Consider the following 19,889-nt stretch of genomic DNA (forward strand, 5'->3'; position numbering starts at 1 on the left):
ATTTATCAAGAATAAGTGGCGAACTTTAAATTGCAAATTTGTAATACAACTTGCCATTATCAATACTATTGATATAGTTCGACAGCTTATCATGAATCAAAAAATCGAAGATCTCTGGAAATGGTCCAAATCCTGAATCAACATTAATATGACCAACTTGACCTAAGTTAATCGGTTTTACACCCCATGATTTTGCTAGTTTTTTTGCATCCTCAAAACCTAACCACGGATCATTTTCACTGATGAGCATTTTTGTGGGAACGCTAATCTTAATTTGATGAAAGTAAAAACTATAATCAGTCAAACTCAAACGAGCAAAACCATTCTCACCAAAACGACTTGGATTGGCTGGTGCAACTAAAACCAGTTGTTTAACTTTCTGTGCTATTTCTGGGTGCTGATGCAGAGCAGCGACAGACGTTAAACAGCCAAAACTATGTGCAACAATCTGTACGGGTGCATCTATCTGCGAAATTTTTTCTACAAAACGATGGATCCAATCTGAGAGTAAAGGAAAGTTCCAATCATCTAGTTGAACACGTGAGCATGGCATGACTTGACGTTGCAACCATGATTGCCAATGATTTTCATCACTTCCGCCGACGCCGGGTACAATGAGTGTATGTATCATGTCATGCTCCATTGGTTATTTTTTTGTGTTATTTGTTTTGGTAATTTGGTCAAAAATACCATTATTCTCAAAATGAGCTTTTTGTACTTTCGCCCAGCCACCAAACTCTTGATCAATTGTGACCAATTTCAGTGGCTTAAATGTTGATGAATATTGTTTTAATGCAGCTTGATTACGCGGACGATAGAAATTCTTCGCGGCAATATGTTGTCCCTTAGGAGAATAAAGGAAATTCAAATAACCTTGCGCCAAATATTTATTGCCTGATTTTGCTGCATTTTTTTCAACGATCGCTACAGGTGGTTCAGCAAGTATAGAAAGTGTTGGCGTCACAATTTCAAATTTACCTGGTTGTTCACGCAGTGCTAAATGAGCTTCATTTTCCCAAGCAAGCAAAACATCGCCAATACCACGTTCAGCAAAAGTTGTAGTTGAGCCACGAGCGCCCGAATCTAAGACCTTGGTTTGTTTATAAATTTGTTGAACAAATTGTTGCGCTTTGGCGTCATTTCCACCTGGTTGGTGTTTAGCCCACGCCCAAGCCGCTAAATAATTCCAACGTGCACCACCTGACGTCTTAGGGTTTGGTGTAATAATGTCCACACCCGGTTTTACTAAATCACCCCAGTCTTTAATATTTTTTGGATTTCCTTTTTTGACGAGGAAAACAATTGTGGAAGTGTAGGGTGTCGAGTTATGTGGGAATTTCTTCTGCCAATCCTTTGGTAATAAATTGGTTTTTTCAGCAATCGCATCAATGTCAGCTGCAAGTGCGAGAGTCACGACATCTGCATTTAAACCATCAATGACTGCACGCGCTTGTTTACCTGAACCGCCATGTGACTGACGAAAGTTGACGTTTTGCCCAGTCCGAGATTTCCAATACGCACCAAATTCTTTATTTACTTCTACGTAGAGTTCACGAGTAGGATCGTAAGAGACGTTTAATAAATCTTTAGCGGAAGCGCTAAGCGAAGCAGCCAAAACAAAAGCTGCGAGAACCCCAAGTTTTAATTTAGCTGAAAAGCGCATGGCAACCTCAAAAGAAAATATTCTGTTACATGGCGCTAGAATAAATCTAATCTTTATGCATAAAAAATAATTAAAAATGAATTTTATATGAAAAAAAAAGATTTAGATGTGTTGTTAAAAAAATGCCGATCATGAATATGATCGGCACGTCATAAGTTAAAGCTTAAATCTTAATTTTATTTATTACTGTTTGCTTTGACAATTTGATCGAATATCCCGCCATTATCAAAATGTTGTTTTTGGACTTTTGTCCAACCTCCAAACTCTTTATCAATCGTGACTAATTTCAAAGGTTTAAACACGGATTGATATTTTGAAAGTACCGTTGCATTTCGTGGTCGATAAAAGTTTTTGGCAGCAATAGTTTGACCAGCTGGAGAATACAGATAATTCAAATAGGCTTTTGCTACATTGAGGTTGCCATCTTTTTGCGCATTTTTCTCAACAATTGCTACAGGGGGCTCAGCAAGAATGGAAAGTGTTGGTGTAATGATTTCAAATTTTCCAGGTTGTTCACGAAGAGCTAAATGTGCTTCATTCTCCCAAGCCAGGAGTACATCTCCAATGCCACGCTCTGCAAAAGTTGTTGTTGCACCACGTGCACCAGAGTCTAGCACTTTAGTATTTTTATAAATTTTTCGTACAAATTCTTGTGCTTTAGCATCGTTACCGCCGGGTTGGTGTTTTGCCCAAGCCCATGCTGCTAAGTAATTCCAACGCGCACCACCTGATGTCTTAGGGTTTGGCGTAATAATTCCAACATCATTTTTAATCAAGTCTCCCCAGTCTTTGATCCCTTTGGGATTGCCTTTTTTGACTAAAAACACGATGGTTGAGGTATAGGGTGTAGAGTTCTGTGGAAATTTTTTCTGCCAGTCTTTTGGTAATAAATTGGTTTTTTCAGCAATCGCATCAATATCTGCTGCGAGTGCGAGAGTCACGACGTCTCCATCTAGGCCATCAATGACCGCACGCGCTTGTTTACCAGATCCACCATGAGATTGTTTAAAATTCAAATCTTGACCAGTCTGCTTTTTCCAATATGCTCCAAACTCTTTATTAAAGTTGTCATAAAGTTCGCGAGTTGGATCATATGAAACATTTAAAAAATCTTTTGCGAGTGTAGAAACAGAAGTGACTGAAAGTAAAGCTGCAATGACCCCAATTTTAAAAGAACGCATCATTATTCCTATGTGTTTGTCGTTTTTTGATGATTTGAGCATAGGGAAATTTTTTAAAATAAAAAAATAAGAAGAAATGAAAAAGTTATGATCAAAACAGCTATTCATTTTGTGAGTGACTTTTTACACTATGAGAACGGAATGAGGTTGCTTGAAATGATCTGTTTAAAAAATGCCAAGCCAATGGATGCAATATCTATTTTGGATCGTGGCTTCCATTATGGGGATGGCTGTTTTACCACGGCGAGAATTCGAAATAATAAAATTGAATTATTTGAACGTCATTTAAAAAGATTGAATACCGCCATTGAGCGATTGTCACTTCAAGCTAATCTTGACTATATTTCTGAGTCTATCCAGTGTTTACAGCAAAAGTATGATCAATTAAACGGGACCATTAAAATTGTACTGAGTCGAGGCGAGGGGCAACGAGGATACAGTTTACCGCATCATTCAGCAGATCTTTGGCTGTATTATTATCCGCAAAACGTGACTGATCATCACTATGAAGTCATTGCGAGTGGTTTACTTGAGCGAGCAATGGGTTTAACCATGCCACAATTGGTGGGAATTAAATCACTTAATCGGTTAGAACAAGTGTTACTAAAGCAGGAAGCCGATGAGAAGGGTTTTCAAGAAGCCTTAGTTACAGATGTGCAAGGCTATATTGTTGAAGGAATCAGCAGTAACTGCTTTATACGATTGAATGATACGTGGATTTGTCCTGAACTTCGTTATAATGGCATTCATGGGGTGATGCGTGCTGAAATTTTGGAGCGTATGAATCATTATGGTATAACGTTCCAAAAAAGAGTAATTGATTTGAATGAGCTTCCTCACATTCAAAGTGTATTTTATTGTAATGCGCTCCACCCAATGAAAATCGCCTCTTGCCTTGATGATCGTCGATTAGATACACAAGCGTGTATTGATCTTTTTCACCACCTTCAACTTAATCAGATTTAAAGCTTATGTCCTCTCCTCAGAAATCAACAAAGAAAAAGAACAGCAAGACATCCTTTAAACCTAAAGCACTTTTACTCATTATTGCAGGCCTTATGTTGCTTGCAACCATGATTCTATCTACAAGTCTATGGAAGGATTATCCTGTAGAGGGTAAAAAGCAAATGCTCGCGATTAATCATGGTGATACTTACTCACAATTTATTGATCGTTTAGCTCAAAATAAACAAGTTTCATTTCCCATTATTTTAAAGATTTATCAACGATTGATGATTCATGACAGCATGAAAGCTGGAGTTTATGAAGTTAAAGAGGGAATGAGTGTCCGTCAAGTTCTAGACATGATTTCGAATTCTGAAAATGCACAACTGAATCGAATTTTGGTCATTGAGGGTACAACATTTAAGCAGTTAAAAAATGCACTCAAAAATGATGAATTGGTGACGAAAGAGCTGGTTCATTTGAGTGATGCAGAAATATTAAAGGAATTGAATATTCCATTTTCACATCCAGAAGGTTTATTTGCGCCTAATACTTATTTTTTTGCGAAGGGTGAAACAGATCGTAAAATTTTAACTGATTTGTATCAACATCAGATGAAGGCACTAGATAAAGCCTGGGAAAATCGAGCTTCTGATTTGCCTTATAAAAATAAATATGAAGCGCTCATCATGGCATCAATTATTGAGAAAGAAACCAATGTTGATCATGAGTTAGATAAAGTCTCGGGCGTATTCGTTCGTCGATTAAAAATAGGTATGCGTTTACAAACTGATCCAACCGTAATTTATGGCATGGGCGATCAATATACGGGCAACATTACCCGTAAAGATTTAAGAACGCCGACACCATATAACACATATACGATTTACGGATTGCCACCAACACCGATCGCATTACCAAGTGATAAAGCGATCGAAGCGGCAATGCATCCAGATCATTCTGACTATATTTATTTTGTGGCGACTGGAAATGGAGGTCACAAATTCAGTACCAATCTAGATGACCATAATCGCGCTGTTCAAGAATATCTTGCTGTGATTCGATCTAAAAAATAAGGGGTAAAATAGACGTGTTTATTAGCTTTGAAGGCACAGAAGGTGTTGGTAAAACGACATTGATCCATAAAATTCGTGACTACTTCCTTGAGCAATCAAAGCAAGTTGTTCTAACTCGTGAACCAGGTGGTACTCCGCTCGCTGAGCAAATTCGTTCCGTACTTCTGACGGTGAATCATGAAGAAAGAATGAGTAATGATACTGAACTATTATTGATATACGCAGCTCGAGCGCAACATTTGCAACAAGTCATAATACCTGCACTTGAAAATAGTTCGATCGTGTTATGCGACCGTTTCTGTGATAGCAGTTTCGCGTATCAGTGTGCAGGTCGTGGGTTAAGTCGTGAAAAATTAGCACTTTTAAACCAAAACTTTGTCCTAAAAATGCCAGACCTGACATTTTGGTTGGATGCTCCGACTGAACTTGGAATGCAACGAGCACGAGCGCGTGGAGCATTGGATCGGTTTGAACAAGAAAAAGCAGCTTTTTTTGAAAAAGTACGTGCAGGATTTGATGAATTGCATCAGTTAGAGCCGAATCGTGTTAAGCGTATTGATGCAACACAAAGTCCTGAGCAGGTATTTAATGATGCAATTGAACGAATTAATTCATGGAAAGCTGAGCATAAGTGCTAAGTAAAAAAGCAAATTTGATTTATATTGAGTCATTGTTTATGGAAAAACGATTAGACTCAATATGATTAGTAATAAAGAAGAAATACTCAAATTCCTACAAACCGAATTTCCACAAAGTCTCCAAAAATGTGAAATAGTGTCAGTAGAGCCACGTGGTGCTACAGTCATTTATCATGTTGATGAAAATGATTTAAGACCTGGAGGGACAGTTTCAGGTCCGACTATGATGACAGCAGCCGATTATGGATTGTATATCGCAATACTGGGAGAAATTGGTATTGTAGGTCTTACAGTGACGACCAATATGAATATAAACTTTCTTAAAAAACCGAAAGGTGGTTGTGACATCAAGGGTGTTTGTAAATTAATGAAAGTTGGCAAAACTCTGGTTGTCGGAGAGGTTTACTTGTACTCTGTTGGGAATGATGAGCCGATAGCTCACGTTACTGGAACTTACTCAATTCCTCCCAAAAGGGCATAAAAAAAGCGAGTATGAACTCGCTTTTTTTATTTTGAACTTAAACCTCAACTAAAGGTGTTTCCACTTCAAAATTTGGTGGGGTGAGTACGGTTTTTCGTAATTCTTGCGAAGGCTCAGGATAGTCCAAAGTGTAATGTAATCCGCGTGATTCTTTTCTTTGCATCGCACAACGAATAATCATTTCAGAAACGAGCACAAGGTTACGAAGCTCAATTAGATTTTTACTGACATGATAATCTTGATAATATTCGGTAATTTCATGTTTCAGCATTTCAACGCGGTGTAATGCACGTTCTAAACGTTTGGTCGTTCGTACAATACCTACATAGTTCCACATGGTCTGACGTAACTCATCCCAGTTTTGTAAAATGACAACGTCTTCATCAGGATTCATGACTTGAGAAGCATCCCATTCAGGGACTTCATAGTGATCTATAATATTTTGATGTTGATCTTGAATATGCTTTGCTGCACTCATGCCATATACAAAACATTCTAAAAGTGAGTTACTTGCCATACGGTTAGCGCCGTGTAAACCTGTATAAGACGTCTCACCAATCGCATATAGACCTTGAATGTCCGTTTGACTATGTTCATCGACTACGACACCACCACAGGTGTAGTGCGCTGCTGGCACAACTGGGATCATATCTTTGGTAATATCAATACCCAGTTCGAGTAGGCGAGCATACAACGTAGGGAAGTGCTCTTTAATGAACTCAGGGGTTTTGTGGGTAATATCTAGCCATACATGTCGTATACCCAATCGTTTAATTTCGTAGTCGATAGCTCGAGCTACAATATCACGTGGTGCTAACTCTGCACGTTCATCGAAACGAAGCATGAAGCGTTCGCCATCAGGTAAACGAAGATAAGCGCCTTCACCACGCATTGCTTCAGTAATTAAGAAGGAACGTGCTTGAGGATGATATAAACAGGTTGGGTGGAATTGATTAAATTCCATATTGGCGACGCGGCATCCAGCACGATATGCCATTGCAATACCATCGCCTGTAGCGATATCAGGGTTAGAGGTATATAAATATGCTTTCATGGCACCGCCACATGCCAGTGCAGTAAATGGTGCTAAGAAAGTATGCACTTGCTCGGTTTGCTCATCTAAAGCATATAAGCCTAAAGCACGATTTTCCTGATTCAAATGCCCCAGCTTATGCGCTGTAATGAGGTCAATCGCAATGTAATTTTCAAAGATGTGAATATTGTTTTTTTCTTGTGCCCGTTCAACTAAAGTGGTTGAAATTGCTTTCCCTGTTGCATCTGCGGAATGAATAATGCGGCGCTGAGAATGCCCACCTTCACGTGTGAGATGCAAGTTATCTTCATCATCTAGTGTGAATTTAACACCTTGTTTCAGTAAAAAATCAACAGAGGGTTTTCCTCCTTCAACCGTGTGTTGAACAGCTTGTTTTTCACAGAGATAAGCACCTGCAATGAGCGTGTCATCAATATGTTGTTGAATAGAATCAGCCTCATCAAGAACAGCTGCAACGCCTCCTTGTGCATAATACGTGCTGGCATCTTTCAAATGAGATTTTGCTAACACTGCGATATTAAAATGATCAGGTAATGAGAGTGCTAGACTTAAACCCGCACCGCCACTGCCCACAATAATCACATCAAATTGATGCGCACTTGTATTTTTCGGCATTTCCATTCGCAAACTGAATTTTAAAAGTGCGTTAATATGGCTCTTTTTCAAAGCAAAATTCAAGAGTTTGATTGATCAAATTTTTTTTTATGCACTTGAACTAATAGTTTTTAATCATATTTTAAGTAAAGTATTGTTTTCTATTAATATAGAAACATTTATTTACGCACAGAGAATTTTGATTGTGCTAAAAATTATTTTATCCAAGAATCATAAATGAGAGTTCACTTAACATGAAAAATCGCGTTATAGCATCAGGACTTTTTGCTGCAGTCTTTACTGCGGCAGTGCAAACTCAAGCGGCGGCTACTGTTGACTTTTCAAATCTTGTAGAGCGAGTAAGTCCGGGTGTCGTCAGCGTGAATGTTGTTAAGAAAATGACACAAGAAGAAATTCTTCAACAACAAGTACCTGAACTACTGAAACGATTCTTCGGCAATCAAATTATTATTCCGCAGCGCCAAGCTCCTCAAGAGAAAACGGGTTTTGGAAGTGCATTTTTTATTAGCCGTGATGGTTACCTGATTACCAACCATCATGTTGTAGAAAATGCTTCACAAATCACCATCATGTTAAATGATCGTCGCGAGATTGATGCCAAAGTTATTGGTAGTGATGAACGTACTGATGTGGCATTACTGAAAGTTGAAGGTACGAACTACCCAGCACTTTCGACTGGGAATATCGACCAATTAAGAGTTGGAGAACCTGTTCTTGCCATTGGCTCACCGTTTGGTTTTGAGTACTCGGCATCTGCGGGGATTGTCAGTGCCAAATCAAGAAATATGTTGGGTGAAACATCAGTTCCGTTTATTCAAACTGATGTCGCATTAAACCCTGGTAACTCTGGGGGACCATTGTTTAATCAACAAGGTCAAGTGATTGGTGTGAATTCTCGTATTTTCAGTGGTACTGGCGGATATATGGGATTGTCATTCTCCATTCCAATCGATGTGGCGATGGATGTGGCGGATCAATTAAAGAAAAATGGTAAAGTCAGTCGCTCATATCTTGGTGTTCAATTACAAGAGATTGATCGTAACCTCGCAGAAGCTTATAAATTACCAAAACCTGAAGGTGCTTTAATTACAGAAATTGCGCCAAATTCCCCAGCAGAGCGCGCTGGCTTAAAGCAAAATGATATTATTTTGAAATACAACGGAACTGCAATTTCAAGAACGAGTGAGCTATTAAATTACTTAAATAGAACACAGCCAAATCAAAAAATTCAGTTAGAAATCTTGCGCGATGAACGTGTACGTACGATTTCAGCAACACTTGCATCAGCACCAGATGAAACACCTGCACAAGCGCAAAATGTAAGTGAAGCTAAAAAACGCGGACCTACATTAGGTGTTGCGATACGCGAACTTGCACCTGTTGAAAAAACACGCCTTGGTGTTAAAGGTGGTGTCTACATTCAAGAGGTTGTACGCGGAGGTTTGGCGGCACAATCTCGTATTATGGCTGGTGATGTGATCACCTCGATTAATGGTAAGAATGTAAGTACAACACAAGATTTTGTGGAAGCGGTGGCTAATCTTAAAACGAATACAGTTGCACGAGTGGGTATCATCCGTGAAGGGCGAAATGCCATGATCGGATTAAGAATCAAATAAACATAAATTGAATAAAAGGCCTTGCGACAGCAAGGTCTTTTTTATTTAACCCTAAAATTATATTAAACTCTTTTCGAATGTTGATGATGAATACGCAATACAAGGGAATACAGTGAGTACAATCTTTGACCTTAAAATAAAAGCAACAGCACAAGACATTGATATTTTAGGTCATGTGAATAATGTGGTGTATGTAAAATGGATGCAAGATGTTGCAACAGCACATATCGAACAACTGGGTTTGGGGGTTGAGCAATATCTAGAACTCAAACATGCCATGGTTGCAGTTGAGCATCACATGAATTACAGAAAGGCGTGTTTTGAAAATGATGAAATTATTTTAAGAACTTGGCTTAATGATTTGAATGCGATGTATTCATTCCGTCAGTACGCTTTTTTTAGACCTTCAGACCAATCATTATTATTTGTGGGAAATACCAAATGGGCCTGTGTAGAGATTGCGACAGGCAGACCTAAACGATTATCGCCAACATTTACTCAAGCTTATCAGCCTATTTCTGAGGTATTAAATCCTTTGGATTTCACTCAAGATTATTCTTTACCCGCTAATTAAAGAATTGCTTGAGTCGGACGAATTAAATATTTCACCACATGGTGTTCATTATTATGAATACTTTGAAAAATCCATCTGCTATAATCGTCCGCAATTTGTTAAACAGCTTTTGCTATGTAGTTTTTATTTCATGCATAGCGCAATTTATTGTTCAAGGTAACCCATGGCGCAAGCTAAAAAATCCGTAAATATCAAAAATATACGTAACTTTTCGATCATTGCTCACATTGATCACGGGAAGTCAACTTTAGCTGACCGTTTTATCCAGACCTGTGGTGGTTTGCAAGATCGCGAAATGCAAGCGCAAGTTCTAGACTCAATGGAGCTTGAGCGTGAGCGCGGGATTACCATTAAAGCTGCATCTGTGACGCTTTATTATACACACCCTAATGGCGAAGAATATCAACTGAACTTTATTGATACACCTGGGCACGTTGACTTCTCATATGAGGTTTCGCGCTCGCTTGCTGCTTGTGAAGGTGCACTTTTAGTTGTTGACGCAGCTCAGGGTGTTGAAGCTCAGTCAGTTGCAAACTGTTATACAGCTATTGAGCAAGGTCTTGAGGTTCTTCCAGTACTTAATAAAATTGATTTACCTCAAGCTGAACCAGAGCGTGTTATTCAAGAAATTGAAGACATTATCGGAATTGAAGCAACTGAAGCACCTACGTGTTCAGCTAAAACTGGATTAGGAATCGAAGGTGTTTTAGAAACACTTGTGAATACCATTCCTGCTCCGACGGGTGACCGTGAAGCGCCGCTTCAAGCTTTAATTATTGACTCATGGTTTGACAACTATCTAGGTGTTGTATCCTTAGTTCGTATTAAGCAAGGTCGTGTGCGTAAAGGCGATAAAATGTTGATGAAATCAACAGGTCAAACGCACATCATTACCTCTGTCGGTATTTTCAATCCTAAACATACAGAAACTGATATTTTAGAAGCAGGTGAAGTCGGCTTTGTGATTGCTGGTATCAAAGATATTTTTGGTGCGCCAGTTGGTGATACGATTACACTTGCTACAACGCCGGAAGTAGAAACTTTACCTGGGTTCAAAAAAGTTAAACCACAGGTATATGCTGGTTTATTTCCAATTGATTCGAGTGAATTTGAACCTTTCCGTGAAGCATTACAAAAACTGCAAATTAACGATTCAGCATTATTCTTTGAACCTGAAAGTTCAGATGCATTAGGATTTGGTTTCCGTTGCGGTTTCTTGGGTATGCTGCACATGGAGATTGTTCAAGAGCGTTTAGAGCGTGAATATGATCTAGACCTGATTTCATCGGCACCGACTGTAATTTACGAAGCTGTCATGAAGAGTGGTGAGACAGTTTATATCGACAGTCCATCAAAAATGCCAGATGGATCTACTGTAGAAGACCTTCGTGAGCCGATCGCAGAATGTAATATCCTTGTGCCACAAGAATATCTTGGCAATGTAATGACGTTGTGTGTTGAGCGACGTGGTGTTCAAAAAGATATGAAGTTTATGGCAAACCAAGTAGCCATTACATTTGAGATACCAATGGCTGAAGTCGTGATGGATTTCTTTGATAAATTGAAATCATGTTCACGTGGTTTTGCATCATTAGATTATAACTTCATCCGTTTTGAGTCTTCTTCTCTTGTAAAAGTAGATGTCTTGATCAATGGTGAAAAAGTTGATGCATTGGCAATGATTTGTCACCGTCAAGATGCGCGTCATCGTGGTATTGCACTTGTAGAAAAAATGAAAGATTTGATTCCTCGTCAAATGTTTGATGTGGCGATTCAAGCTGCGATTGGTGCTCAAATTATCGCGCGTTCAACAGTAAAAGCAATGCGTAAGAACGTATTGGCAAAATGTTATGGTGGTGACGTTTCACGTAAGAAGAAACTTCTCGCTAAACAGAAAGAAGGTAAGAAACGTATGAAGCAGGTGGGTAGTGTAGAGATCCCACAAGAAGCTTTCTTAGCTGTTTTAAAAGTAGAGCGATAACAACAAGGAATATCCCATGGATTTTGATTTTAACCTCATTCTCGTACCTGCAACCCTAATCTTTTTTGGATTATGGTTGCTGGATAAATTGGTGCTCAAACAAAGAGCAACCAAAGGAAAAGGGAATGAAAATTTCATTATTACATGGGCATATGATTTTTGGCCTGTACTTGCAGTTGTGTTAGTGCTGCGTTCATTCTTCTTTGAACCTTATAATATTCCTTCTGAATCCATGGTTCCGGCATTGGAAACGGGTGATTATATCTTGGTGAACAAATATCAATATGGTGTTCGTTTACCGATTAGCAACACCAAAGTCTTGAATGTCAATGAGCCTGAACGTGGTGATGTGGCGGTATTTAGATATCCACCAAACCCATCAATTAGCTATATTAAGCGTATTATTGGTTTACCTGGTGATCATATCGTTTTTGAGAATAATCAATTAACCATCAATGGTGAAAAAGTTGTAACGGAACCGGCTGAATTTAATCGTGAAAAAGATGTTTCAGACACGCCAAATTCAATTTATCATTATGAAACTTTAGGTGATCATAAGTATTTGGTTCGTAATTTGGAAGGTCAAAACCCGATTATTGCGCATTTCAATTATGCACAAACCAAACAAGATCTTCCTTATGTTGCCACTGCGAATGATCGCTTTGTGAGAACAAATGGTCAAAGCTGGGAAGTAACTGTTCCGAAAGGATATTATTTTGCCATGGGTGACAACCGTGATCAGAGTGCTGATAGTCGAATCTGGGGATTCGTACCTGAGGCAAATTTAACAGGACAAGCAATTTATGTATGGATGCATAAAGAAGCTGGTTTGAAATTGCCATCATTCAGTCGTAATGGTCAAATTCAGTAATCTTCAAATATATGGATAATAAAAAATGCGTAACACTCAACGTGGTGCATCGTATACAGCGATTTTATTAGGGGTAATTGTTGCGGCATTTGGACTTAAAGTGCTCGTAGCATTGTGGCAGCCTTATTGGGATGACCGACTAATCAATCAATTGATTGAAGAACAAGTTGCAATCAGCTCAAAGGCGACAACACCACAACAGTTTGCTTCAACAATGGGGCAGAAATTTAGCATGAACAATATCCGTGACATTGAGTTTAAAGATATTGCGACTGTCAAATCTAAACAAGGTTTACAAGTGACAAAGAAATATGAAGTAAGAAAGCCATTCTTATTTAATATTGATTTAGTCCTCACATTCGAGAAAAGTTTTGATCAAAGGTCAGTTCAAAGTAAGTGATTCTCGCTTACTGAGTCGCATCGGTTATCAGTTTAAGAAAATTGAATTACTTCAACTTGCATTGACACACCGATCGGTTAGCCATAAACATAACTATGAACGCCTAGAGTTTCTAGGCGATTCATTGTTAGGTATGATTATTGCCAATTACCTTTATCATGCTTATCCACATGAAAACGAAGGTCGTCTGACGCGTATGCGAGCTACTTTGGTTCGACAAGAAGCGTTAGGCAAAATTGCAACAGATTTGAAACTTAGTCAGAGTTTAATACTCAGTACTGGTGAATTAAAATCTGGTGGTCATCATAGAGAGTCGATACTCGCTGACACAGTCGAAGCGATTATTGGTGCAATTTATACTGATAGCCAAGATTTAAAGTTGTTAGAATCAATTGTGTTGAAATGGTATGAACCTTATTTAGATCATATTGAACCAACAGATCAATTGAAAGACCCTAAGTCCCGTTTACAAGAGTATCTTCAAGCTCGTAAAAAACCTCTCCCAGTGTATGAGGTTGTTGATATTCAGGGTGATGCACCAAACCAACATTTTAAAGTGGAGTGTATGGTTGAAGGCTTGCCAAAATGTATGGGTGAGGGTTCAAGTCGTCGTTTTGCTGAGCAAGCAGTAGCGGCGGAAATTTTAAAATTTTTGGAGCAAAAGTCTTCATGACTACTCATTCCGATCACATCGATGCTGATCACGAGTCGCAAGACAGCGGCAATGATTTAATCAATCAATTTTTTAGTTCTCAAGGTACTACAATTCCCTCAGACTACAAAAGTGGCTTTGTAGCAATTGTAGGTCGTCCGAATGTAGGTAAATCTACATTAATGAACCATATTTTGGGTCAGAAGCTTTCGATTACGTCTCGTAAGCCTCAAACAACTCGACACAAGATTGTGGGTATTGATACGCGTGAGAAATCTCAGGCAGTATTTGTTGACACCCCTGGAATGCATAAGAAAGAAGTCCGTGCTATCAATAAAATGATGAATCGTGCAGCTCATTCAGCCTTGCGTGATGTAAATCTTGTACTGTTTGTTGTAGACGCTGACAAATGGACTCAAAATGATGAATTAGTCCTTGAGAAGCTCAAAAATGCCGAAATGCCTGTCATCTTGGTCATTAATAAATTGGACACATTTGAGAATAAAAATCAGGCATTACCACTAATTCAAGAACGTACTAAATTAATGAATTTTGCTGAGATCGTTCCGGTATCGGCATTGCGTGGCGCTAACCTTGATCATCTTCGAGATACGATCGAAAAATACTTACCGTTTCAACCACCATTGTATGCACTAGATCAACTCACAGATCGTTCTGAACGCTTCTTAGCTTCTGAAATTATTCGTGAAAAAATCATGCGTCAACTGGGTGAAGAGCTTCCATATGATTTAACGGTTCAAATTGAATCGTTTAAAACAGAAGAAGCGACTTTAAATGAGAAAACTGGTCGTATGAAGCCTGCTTGTACCTATATTGATGCTACGATTTTTGTTGATCGCCCTGGGCAAAAAGCCATTGTCATCGGTGAAAAAGGATCAAAGTTGAAAAAAATTGGTATGGATGCACGTGCTGATATGGAAAAAATGTTCGAAGAAAAGATCATGCTCACCCTTTGGGTTAAAGTCAAAGGCGGTTGGTCTGATGATGAGCGTGCATTAAAAAGCCTAGGGTATAGTGATATCTAAGGATTAAACGGTTATAGGAGCTGATGATGATGAAGATGGTTGCGATAATTGTATGTGCTTTGGTTTTACAAGGTTGCATTCATAAAGTTGTCACAGTTCCTGTAAAAGTTGCGTATAAAACCACCAAAGGAGTCGTCAAAGGTACTGCAGCAGTAGTTGGGGCTGTTATTCCCGATGGTGATGACGATGATGAAAAAGAACTAAAGAAAAATAAATAATAAGATTAGTCGATGCGAAATGAACTTTTGCATGGATACTTAATCCATCATCGAAAGTATCGAGAGCGGAGTCATATTGTCCATTTATTCACTGAAGAGTATGGACGAGTTGACGGCATACTAAGACAACCTCCACCACCGCAATATCAGCCTATCGCACTCCAAGCGACAGGTAAGTCTGAATTAAAAAATTTCACAAAATTAGAAATTGTTAATCATCCTATTTTTTTTCATGGAAATGCATTCTTTTCAGGATTTTATTTAAATGAAATCTTATTGAGATTATGTCCATTAGAAGAGGCAATGCCAGATACTTTTGCACAGTACCACAAGACATTAGAAAGTTTACAAAAATTAGCTCAACATTCAAATCCTAACAAATTCTTGAAGCAAATTCTTCGTCAATTTGAATACGTACTTCTAGAAGAGCTTGGTTATGCGATTGATTACTCGATAGATGCACACCAAAATGTAATTTTAACTTCACAAAAATATCAATTTCAATTAAACGAAGGCTTCATACCAGTTCAGTATTCAAGTGCCGCTACACTGACAGGCGAGCAAATTCTCAGCATGATAAATTATGAAAATGGTACAGATTTCAACGCTGAACAGTTACAATTGTTGAATAAATTATATCGTCAAATGATTACTTCATTATTGGGTGATCGCCCACTAAAAAGTCGTCAATTGTGGATTCAAAACGCTCAATCAAAATCAAATTAGGAAAATGTTATGGCTGCATTGCTTGGTGTGAACATTGATCATGTTGCAACTCTAAGACAGGCTCGAGGCACACGCTACCCGGATCCAGTACAGGCAGCACTAATTTGTGAAGAGGCAGGGGCTGAAGGCATTACATTACATTTACGTGAGGATCGTCGTCATATTCATGATGATGATGTCCGTCGCATGCGCCCTGTACTTAAAACACGCATGAACCTTGAAATGGCAGTGACAGATGAGATGGTGGCATTTGCTAAAGAAATAAAGCCGCATCATGTGTGTTTTGTGCCTGAAAAGCGTCAAGAAGTCACGACCGAAGGTGGCTTAGATGTTGTTGGTAATTTTGAGGCTGTTAAGTCTGCTACACAGGAATTAGCAGCGATTGGATGTGATGTATCGTTATTTATCGATGCTGATATTGAACAAATTGATGCTGCAATTGCCTGTGGTGCGCCAACTATTGAGATTCATACAGGTGCTTATGCAGATGCTGAAACAGAAGAAGCACAGCAGGTGGAGTTACAACGTATTATCCGTGGAACAGAATACGCTGCTGCTAAAGGTTTGGTCGTAAATGCTGGGCATGGACTTAATCTTGACAATGTTGCTCCTATTGCAGCAATTCCTCAAATACACGAATTGAATATTGGACATTCTCTGATTGCCGATGCTGTTTTCAAAGGACTTACGCAAGCAGTTCAAGATATGAAAGCAGCAATCAAAGCTGCACGATAAGATTGATGAGTACTATGTCAAATATTGATTATGATGAATTAATGAAGCCTGTCATAAGCTTCCTTGGTTGCGAAACTCCACAAGCTTGGTTAGATGAGGCTGTAAATAATCTTGATATTTTGATGCAAGATCATGCGAACTGTGAAAAGAAAGCAGCCAGTACAGCCATGAATCTCATGTTTAGATACAGCTTTTTTGTAGATTTACAAGTTAAGCTCGCTCAATTAGTGCGTGAGGAAATGCTGCATTATGAGCAGGTTTTAGAGTTTATGAATAAGCGCGGGCAGCAATGGGTCGGTTTAAGTGCTGGGCGTTATGCGGGTGGCTTACGCAAAGAAATTCGGACGTATGAACCAGAAGCGCTAATTGATGTTTTAATTATTGGTGCGTTTGTGGAAGCACGCTCATGTGAACGTTTTTATGCATTAGCGCCTAGAGTCGATGAGGAATTAGGGCGCTATTATCGCTACTTACTAAAATCTGAATCACGCCATTACGAGGATTATTTGGCTCTAGCTCTGGATGTGGCTAAAACTGCGAAATTGAAAGATCCTGAGGAGGATATTCAAAGTCGTATAGAGCACATTCGTGAAGTTGAAAAGCAACTCATCTTAACACCTGATGAAACCTTCCGTTTTCACAGTGGAGTTCCAGCAAAAGCAGCTTAAAATATGGTAGAGAAAATCCTCCCAAGTGGGGGATTTTTTTTGCATAAAAAAAGCCCAAGTCTTAAATGCTTGGGCTTTTTAGTATTTGGCTCTCCAACCTGGGCTCGAACCAGGGACCTGCGGATTAACAGTCCGTCGCTCTACCGACTGAGCTATTGGAGAATCTGAATGCGATTATAAGGGGATTTAAGATTGGGTCAAGTGTAAATTGCCATACAATTGTCACTTTTGAGCCGCATGTTGTTTATTTGCTCAAATAAAATGTTTTTTTTTAATTTACTTGCCAATTTAGAATGAGCTTGTTAGATTTATTTAACAACAGAGCGCTTGAAACAGAGTTTTAAGCAGTGTGGATTTATACCAACTTGCCAGCACTAAATGGCTAAAATAGGAGAAAGCGAATGAATACGCTTACCATTTCTCAGATCTTTTCCAATCTTGAATTCTATAAACAAAATTACCTGTCTATCTTGAATTCGCCTAGTTCTTATTTTATTGAAGTAGAGGGCGCGGTAATTGATGTATTTCCTTTTAAAAAACATCATCTGGTTTTGGGTGAGCTATTACAGCTGTGGTTTTCTGAAAAATGGTCTGTTGATTACGATCAATCATGCACGCTTGAACAATATTTGGCAGCAAATGACTTAACACCTAACGTAAATAAACTCTATATCTACTCCATAAAAGGGAATGCCATTCTTGGCACGAATAAATCGTTTGCTTGGGTAAATGAGTCGAATGCGGTGAGCGAGATTTTATTAAAGTCACCACTTAAATATTATGTTGAATGCCTAAGTTGTTCTTGTCCTTCAAAGCATTTGTTTAATAAGCAGCTTGCAGTTTAGGCAAATTTTCACAAGTCAAATCTGAAATTGTTGAATGAATTGATTTTTTTTAAATATAGTCCAAGTTAGCCTGTGTCATTTTATCTTCTTTAGTAGGGTGAATTGGTGTTTCTAGAAGTTTTTTTTATTAATTAAATCCTATATTGTGGTTGCTTAGATCGGTTTTATCTTCTATATGATGGTGCAAAGCATATCTATAAATGGGATTTTTCAGTGATAAATATGATCTTTCAGATTGAGCTATCGATACTATGAATAGTGTTTAAATTTCAATATTTTCAATATTCTATTTGGATCACTGATGGATCATGTTTGGATAGCTTTAAAAAAACCTCCGACGTTTATCCAATCCTAAAAGCACACTTTGTTCGATTCAGTGAACGAGCGTATTAACCAAAAGGTTTTATGTTGCGTATTGGGTTAAGTAGGTGCATGAAGGGTTTAGATTTAATAAAAAAAACCCGCGAAAATCGCAGGTTTTTGATCTGATTAATTTATCAGATTATTTTTCAGCTGCGATAGAAGCAATTGCTGCATCTACGCCTTCGATTGAGTCAGCTGCTTTTTTGATACGTGCAAGCGCATCAACCAATACTTCATCTGCTGTTGCATATGAAATACGCATATAACCGCCTAAACCGAATGCATCACCAGGAACAACCGCAACACCAGTTTCTTCCAATAACCATGCAGAGAATTCTGTGCAAGATTTTAAACCTTTTGCACGGATCAATGGACGAATGTTTGCATAAGCATAGAATGCACCGTCAGCAGGTAAGCATGTAATGCCTTTGATATCATTCAAGCCATTAACAACCAAATCATGACGGCGTTTGAAAGCTTCAATCATTGGTTTAAGTACATCTTGAGGACCATTCAATGCAGCTTCTGCCGCAACTTGCGAAATTGAAGTTGGGTTAGAAGTAGATTGTGATTGAATTTTCTTCATTGCGCCGATTAATTTAGCAGGACCTGCTGCATAGCCGATACGCCAACCTGTCATTGCATATGCTTTAGATACACCGTTGAGAACGATTACGCGATCGTAAAGATCTGGTGCAACTGTAGCAATGTTATAAAACTCGTCGTCCCAACGAATTGGTTCGTACATATCATCAGAAGCAACATATACTTCAGGATATTTACGAAGAACTTCAGCTAATGCTTCTAATTCTTCTTTGGTATAAATCATACCTGTTGGGTTAGAAGGGCTGTTTAAAACAACTAGGCGAGTTTTATCAGTAATTGCAGCTTCTAATTGAGCTGGTGTGATTTTGAAACGTTGTTCTTCACCACATTTAACAATAACTGGCACACCTTCTGCGATGATCACCATATCTGGATAGCTTACCCAGAATGGAGCAGGGATGATTACTTCATCGCCTTTATTTAACAATGCAAGCGCAAGGTTAAAGAATGATTGCTTACCGCCACAAGAAACGAGAATCTGGTTAGCAGCATAATCAAGGTTATTATCACGTTTTAATTTAGCGATAATTGCTTTTTTAAGACCTGGCGTACCGTCAACTGCGGTGTATTTAGTAAAACCGTTGTTAATCGCTGCAATTGCTGCATCTTTGATGTGTTGTGGTGTATCGAAATCCGGTTCACCTGCACCTAAACCAATAACGTTTTTACCAGCAGCTTTAAGTTCTGCAGCTTTATTGGTCACAGCAAGCGTTGGGGACGGTTTGATGGCATTGACACGATCAGAGAGACGTACGTCCACGGCAGTATTCCTTCTTATAGGGATTAAAAAATAAAAAGCACACTATCTTAGCTTAAATTGAATGTTTTAGTCGTCCAATATCTAGGCAAATTAGCAAAAAATCACGAAATTCATCGAATTTTAATGCAATGATACATATCCATATTAAACAACGTGGGTCGCATAAAAAAAC

Annotated in this window: 21 protein-coding genes and 1 tRNA gene; 16 read left to right on the plus strand and 6 right to left on the minus strand. The window is 38.6% G+C overall.

Translation table 11 applies throughout. The annotated features are described in order from the left end of the window. Nucleotides 1-25: 25 nt before the first annotated feature. The 3 genes from AC1M9B_RS06850 to AC1M9B_RS06860 all read right to left on the minus strand — a co-directional run bounded on the left by AC1M9B_RS06850 (nt 26) and on the right by AC1M9B_RS06860 (nt 2,847). The gene (locus AC1M9B_RS06850; RefSeq protein WP_481591413.1) at nt 26-631 is read right to left on the minus strand and encodes an alpha/beta hydrolase; all 606 of its coding nucleotides are present in this window, start codon (nt 629-631) and stop codon (nt 26-28) included. Nucleotides 632-646: 15 nt separating this feature from the next. Further along, complete coding sequence (locus tag AC1M9B_RS06855) at nt 647-1,663, minus strand: sulfate ABC transporter substrate-binding protein (RefSeq protein ID WP_481608830.1); 1,017 nt, start codon at nt 1,661-1,663, stop codon at nt 647-649. Between the two features lie 176 nt (nt 1,664-1,839). Beyond that, complete coding sequence (locus tag AC1M9B_RS06860) at nt 1,840-2,847, minus strand: sulfate ABC transporter substrate-binding protein (protein WP_481595967.1); 1,008 nt, start codon at nt 2,845-2,847, stop codon at nt 1,840-1,842. 153 nt (nt 2,848-3,000) lie between these two features. Between AC1M9B_RS06860 and pabC the strand changes: the two genes are divergently transcribed. From pabC to AC1M9B_RS06880, 4 genes are all read left to right on the plus strand, one after another. Then, nucleotides 3,001-3,810 (plus strand): aminodeoxychorismate lyase, encoded by an 810-nt coding sequence (gene pabC / locus AC1M9B_RS06865; RefSeq protein WP_481608861.1) that lies wholly within the window; start codon nt 3,001-3,003, stop codon nt 3,808-3,810. Nucleotides 3,811-3,815: 5 nt separating this feature from the next. Beyond that, nucleotides 3,816-4,865 carry an endolytic transglycosylase MltG gene (gene mltG / locus AC1M9B_RS06870; protein ID WP_481595968.1) on the plus strand — a complete coding sequence of 350 codons (1,050 nt, stop codon included), beginning with the start codon at nt 3,816-3,818 and terminating at the stop codon, nt 4,863-4,865. 14 nt (nt 4,866-4,879) lie between these two features. Next, nucleotides 4,880-5,503 (plus strand): dTMP kinase, encoded by a 624-nt coding sequence (gene tmk, locus AC1M9B_RS06875; protein WP_481608831.1) that lies wholly within the window; start codon nt 4,880-4,882, stop codon nt 5,501-5,503. Between the two features lie 61 nt (nt 5,504-5,564). Beyond that, nucleotides 5,565-5,984 carry a PaaI family thioesterase gene (locus tag AC1M9B_RS06880; protein WP_481590302.1) on the plus strand — a complete coding sequence of 140 codons (420 nt, stop codon included), beginning with the start codon at nt 5,565-5,567 and terminating at the stop codon, nt 5,982-5,984. 37 nt (nt 5,985-6,021) lie between these two features. Here AC1M9B_RS06880 and nadB read toward each other — a convergent pair whose 3' ends face one another. Beyond that, on the minus strand, nt 6,022-7,653 hold the full coding sequence (gene nadB / locus AC1M9B_RS06885; protein WP_416224321.1) for an L-aspartate oxidase: 1,632 nt from the start codon (nt 7,651-7,653) through the stop codon (nt 6,022-6,024). A gap of 233 nt (nt 7,654-7,886) precedes the next feature. Here nadB and AC1M9B_RS06890 point away from each other — a divergent pair, with 233 nt between their 5' ends. From AC1M9B_RS06890 to AC1M9B_RS06940, 11 genes are all read left to right on the plus strand, one after another. Next, a complete protein-coding gene (locus tag AC1M9B_RS06890) occupies nt 7,887-9,272 on the plus strand; it encodes a Do family serine endopeptidase (protein ID WP_481591417.1) in 1,386 nt (461 codons plus the stop codon). A gap of 112 nt (nt 9,273-9,384) precedes the next feature. Next, the gene (locus tag AC1M9B_RS06895; RefSeq protein ID WP_481595972.1) at nt 9,385-9,846 is read left to right on the plus strand and encodes an acyl-CoA thioesterase; all 462 of its coding nucleotides are present in this window, start codon (nt 9,385-9,387) and stop codon (nt 9,844-9,846) included. 163 nt (nt 9,847-10,009) lie between these two features. Further along, the gene (lepA, locus tag AC1M9B_RS06900; protein ID WP_035267184.1) at nt 10,010-11,827 is read left to right on the plus strand and encodes a translation elongation factor 4; all 1,818 of its coding nucleotides are present in this window, start codon (nt 10,010-10,012) and stop codon (nt 11,825-11,827) included. Nucleotides 11,828-11,843: 16 nt separating this feature from the next. After that, on the plus strand, nt 11,844-12,698 hold the full coding sequence (lepB, locus tag AC1M9B_RS06905) for a signal peptidase I (protein ID WP_481608832.1): 855 nt from the start codon (nt 11,844-11,846) through the stop codon (nt 12,696-12,698). A gap of 25 nt (nt 12,699-12,723) precedes the next feature. Further along, complete coding sequence (locus tag AC1M9B_RS06910) at nt 12,724-13,098, plus strand: DUF4845 domain-containing protein (protein ID WP_035267180.1); 375 nt, start codon at nt 12,724-12,726, stop codon at nt 13,096-13,098. Next, on the plus strand, nt 13,070-13,771 hold the full coding sequence (gene rnc, locus AC1M9B_RS06915; protein ID WP_035267179.1) for a ribonuclease III: 702 nt from the start codon (nt 13,070-13,072) through the stop codon (nt 13,769-13,771). The genes AC1M9B_RS06910 and rnc overlap by 29 nt, the downstream gene beginning before the upstream one ends. Then, nucleotides 13,768-14,796: a GTPase Era gene (era, locus tag AC1M9B_RS06920; protein ID WP_035267178.1), complete on the plus strand. Its 1,029-nt coding sequence runs from the start codon at nt 13,768-13,770 to the stop codon at nt 14,794-14,796. The genes rnc and era overlap by 4 nt, the downstream gene beginning before the upstream one ends. A 26-nt stretch (nt 14,797-14,822) precedes the next feature. Continuing rightward, the gene (locus AC1M9B_RS06925; protein WP_481608833.1) at nt 14,823-15,014 is read left to right on the plus strand and encodes an NF038104 family lipoprotein; all 192 of its coding nucleotides are present in this window, start codon (nt 14,823-14,825) and stop codon (nt 15,012-15,014) included. Between the two features lie 12 nt (nt 15,015-15,026). Next, nucleotides 15,027-15,740, plus strand: coding sequence for a DNA repair protein RecO (gene recO, locus AC1M9B_RS06930; RefSeq protein ID WP_481608834.1), 714 nt, complete (start codon nt 15,027-15,029; stop codon nt 15,738-15,740). A 9-nt stretch (nt 15,741-15,749) separates the two neighbouring features. Beyond that, nucleotides 15,750-16,475: a pyridoxine 5'-phosphate synthase gene (pdxJ, locus tag AC1M9B_RS06935; RefSeq protein WP_035267175.1), complete on the plus strand. Its 726-nt coding sequence runs from the start codon at nt 15,750-15,752 to the stop codon at nt 16,473-16,475. 14 nt (nt 16,476-16,489) lie between these two features. Next, nucleotides 16,490-17,143, plus strand: coding sequence for a MiaE family protein (locus AC1M9B_RS06940; RefSeq protein WP_180028430.1), 654 nt, complete (start codon nt 16,490-16,492; stop codon nt 17,141-17,143). Between the two features lie 86 nt (nt 17,144-17,229). Here AC1M9B_RS06940 and AC1M9B_RS06945 read toward each other — a convergent pair. Then, a tRNA-Asn gene (locus tag AC1M9B_RS06945) sits at nt 17,230-17,305 on the minus strand. A gap of 239 nt (nt 17,306-17,544) precedes the next feature. Between AC1M9B_RS06945 and AC1M9B_RS06950 the strand changes: the two genes are divergently transcribed. Beyond that, nucleotides 17,545-17,988: a hypothetical protein gene (locus AC1M9B_RS06950; RefSeq protein ID WP_481608835.1), complete on the plus strand. Its 444-nt coding sequence runs from the start codon at nt 17,545-17,547 to the stop codon at nt 17,986-17,988. Between the two features lie 502 nt (nt 17,989-18,490). On the opposite strand, the gene AC1M9B_RS06955 is transcribed toward AC1M9B_RS06950, so the two are convergent. Beyond that, a complete protein-coding gene (locus tag AC1M9B_RS06955) occupies nt 18,491-19,717 on the minus strand; it encodes a pyridoxal phosphate-dependent aminotransferase (protein ID WP_035265512.1) in 1,227 nt (408 codons plus the stop codon). Nucleotides 19,718-19,889 lie beyond the last annotated feature (172 nt).

It is taken from the genome of Acinetobacter sp. ANC_7513, assembly GCF_056779915.1.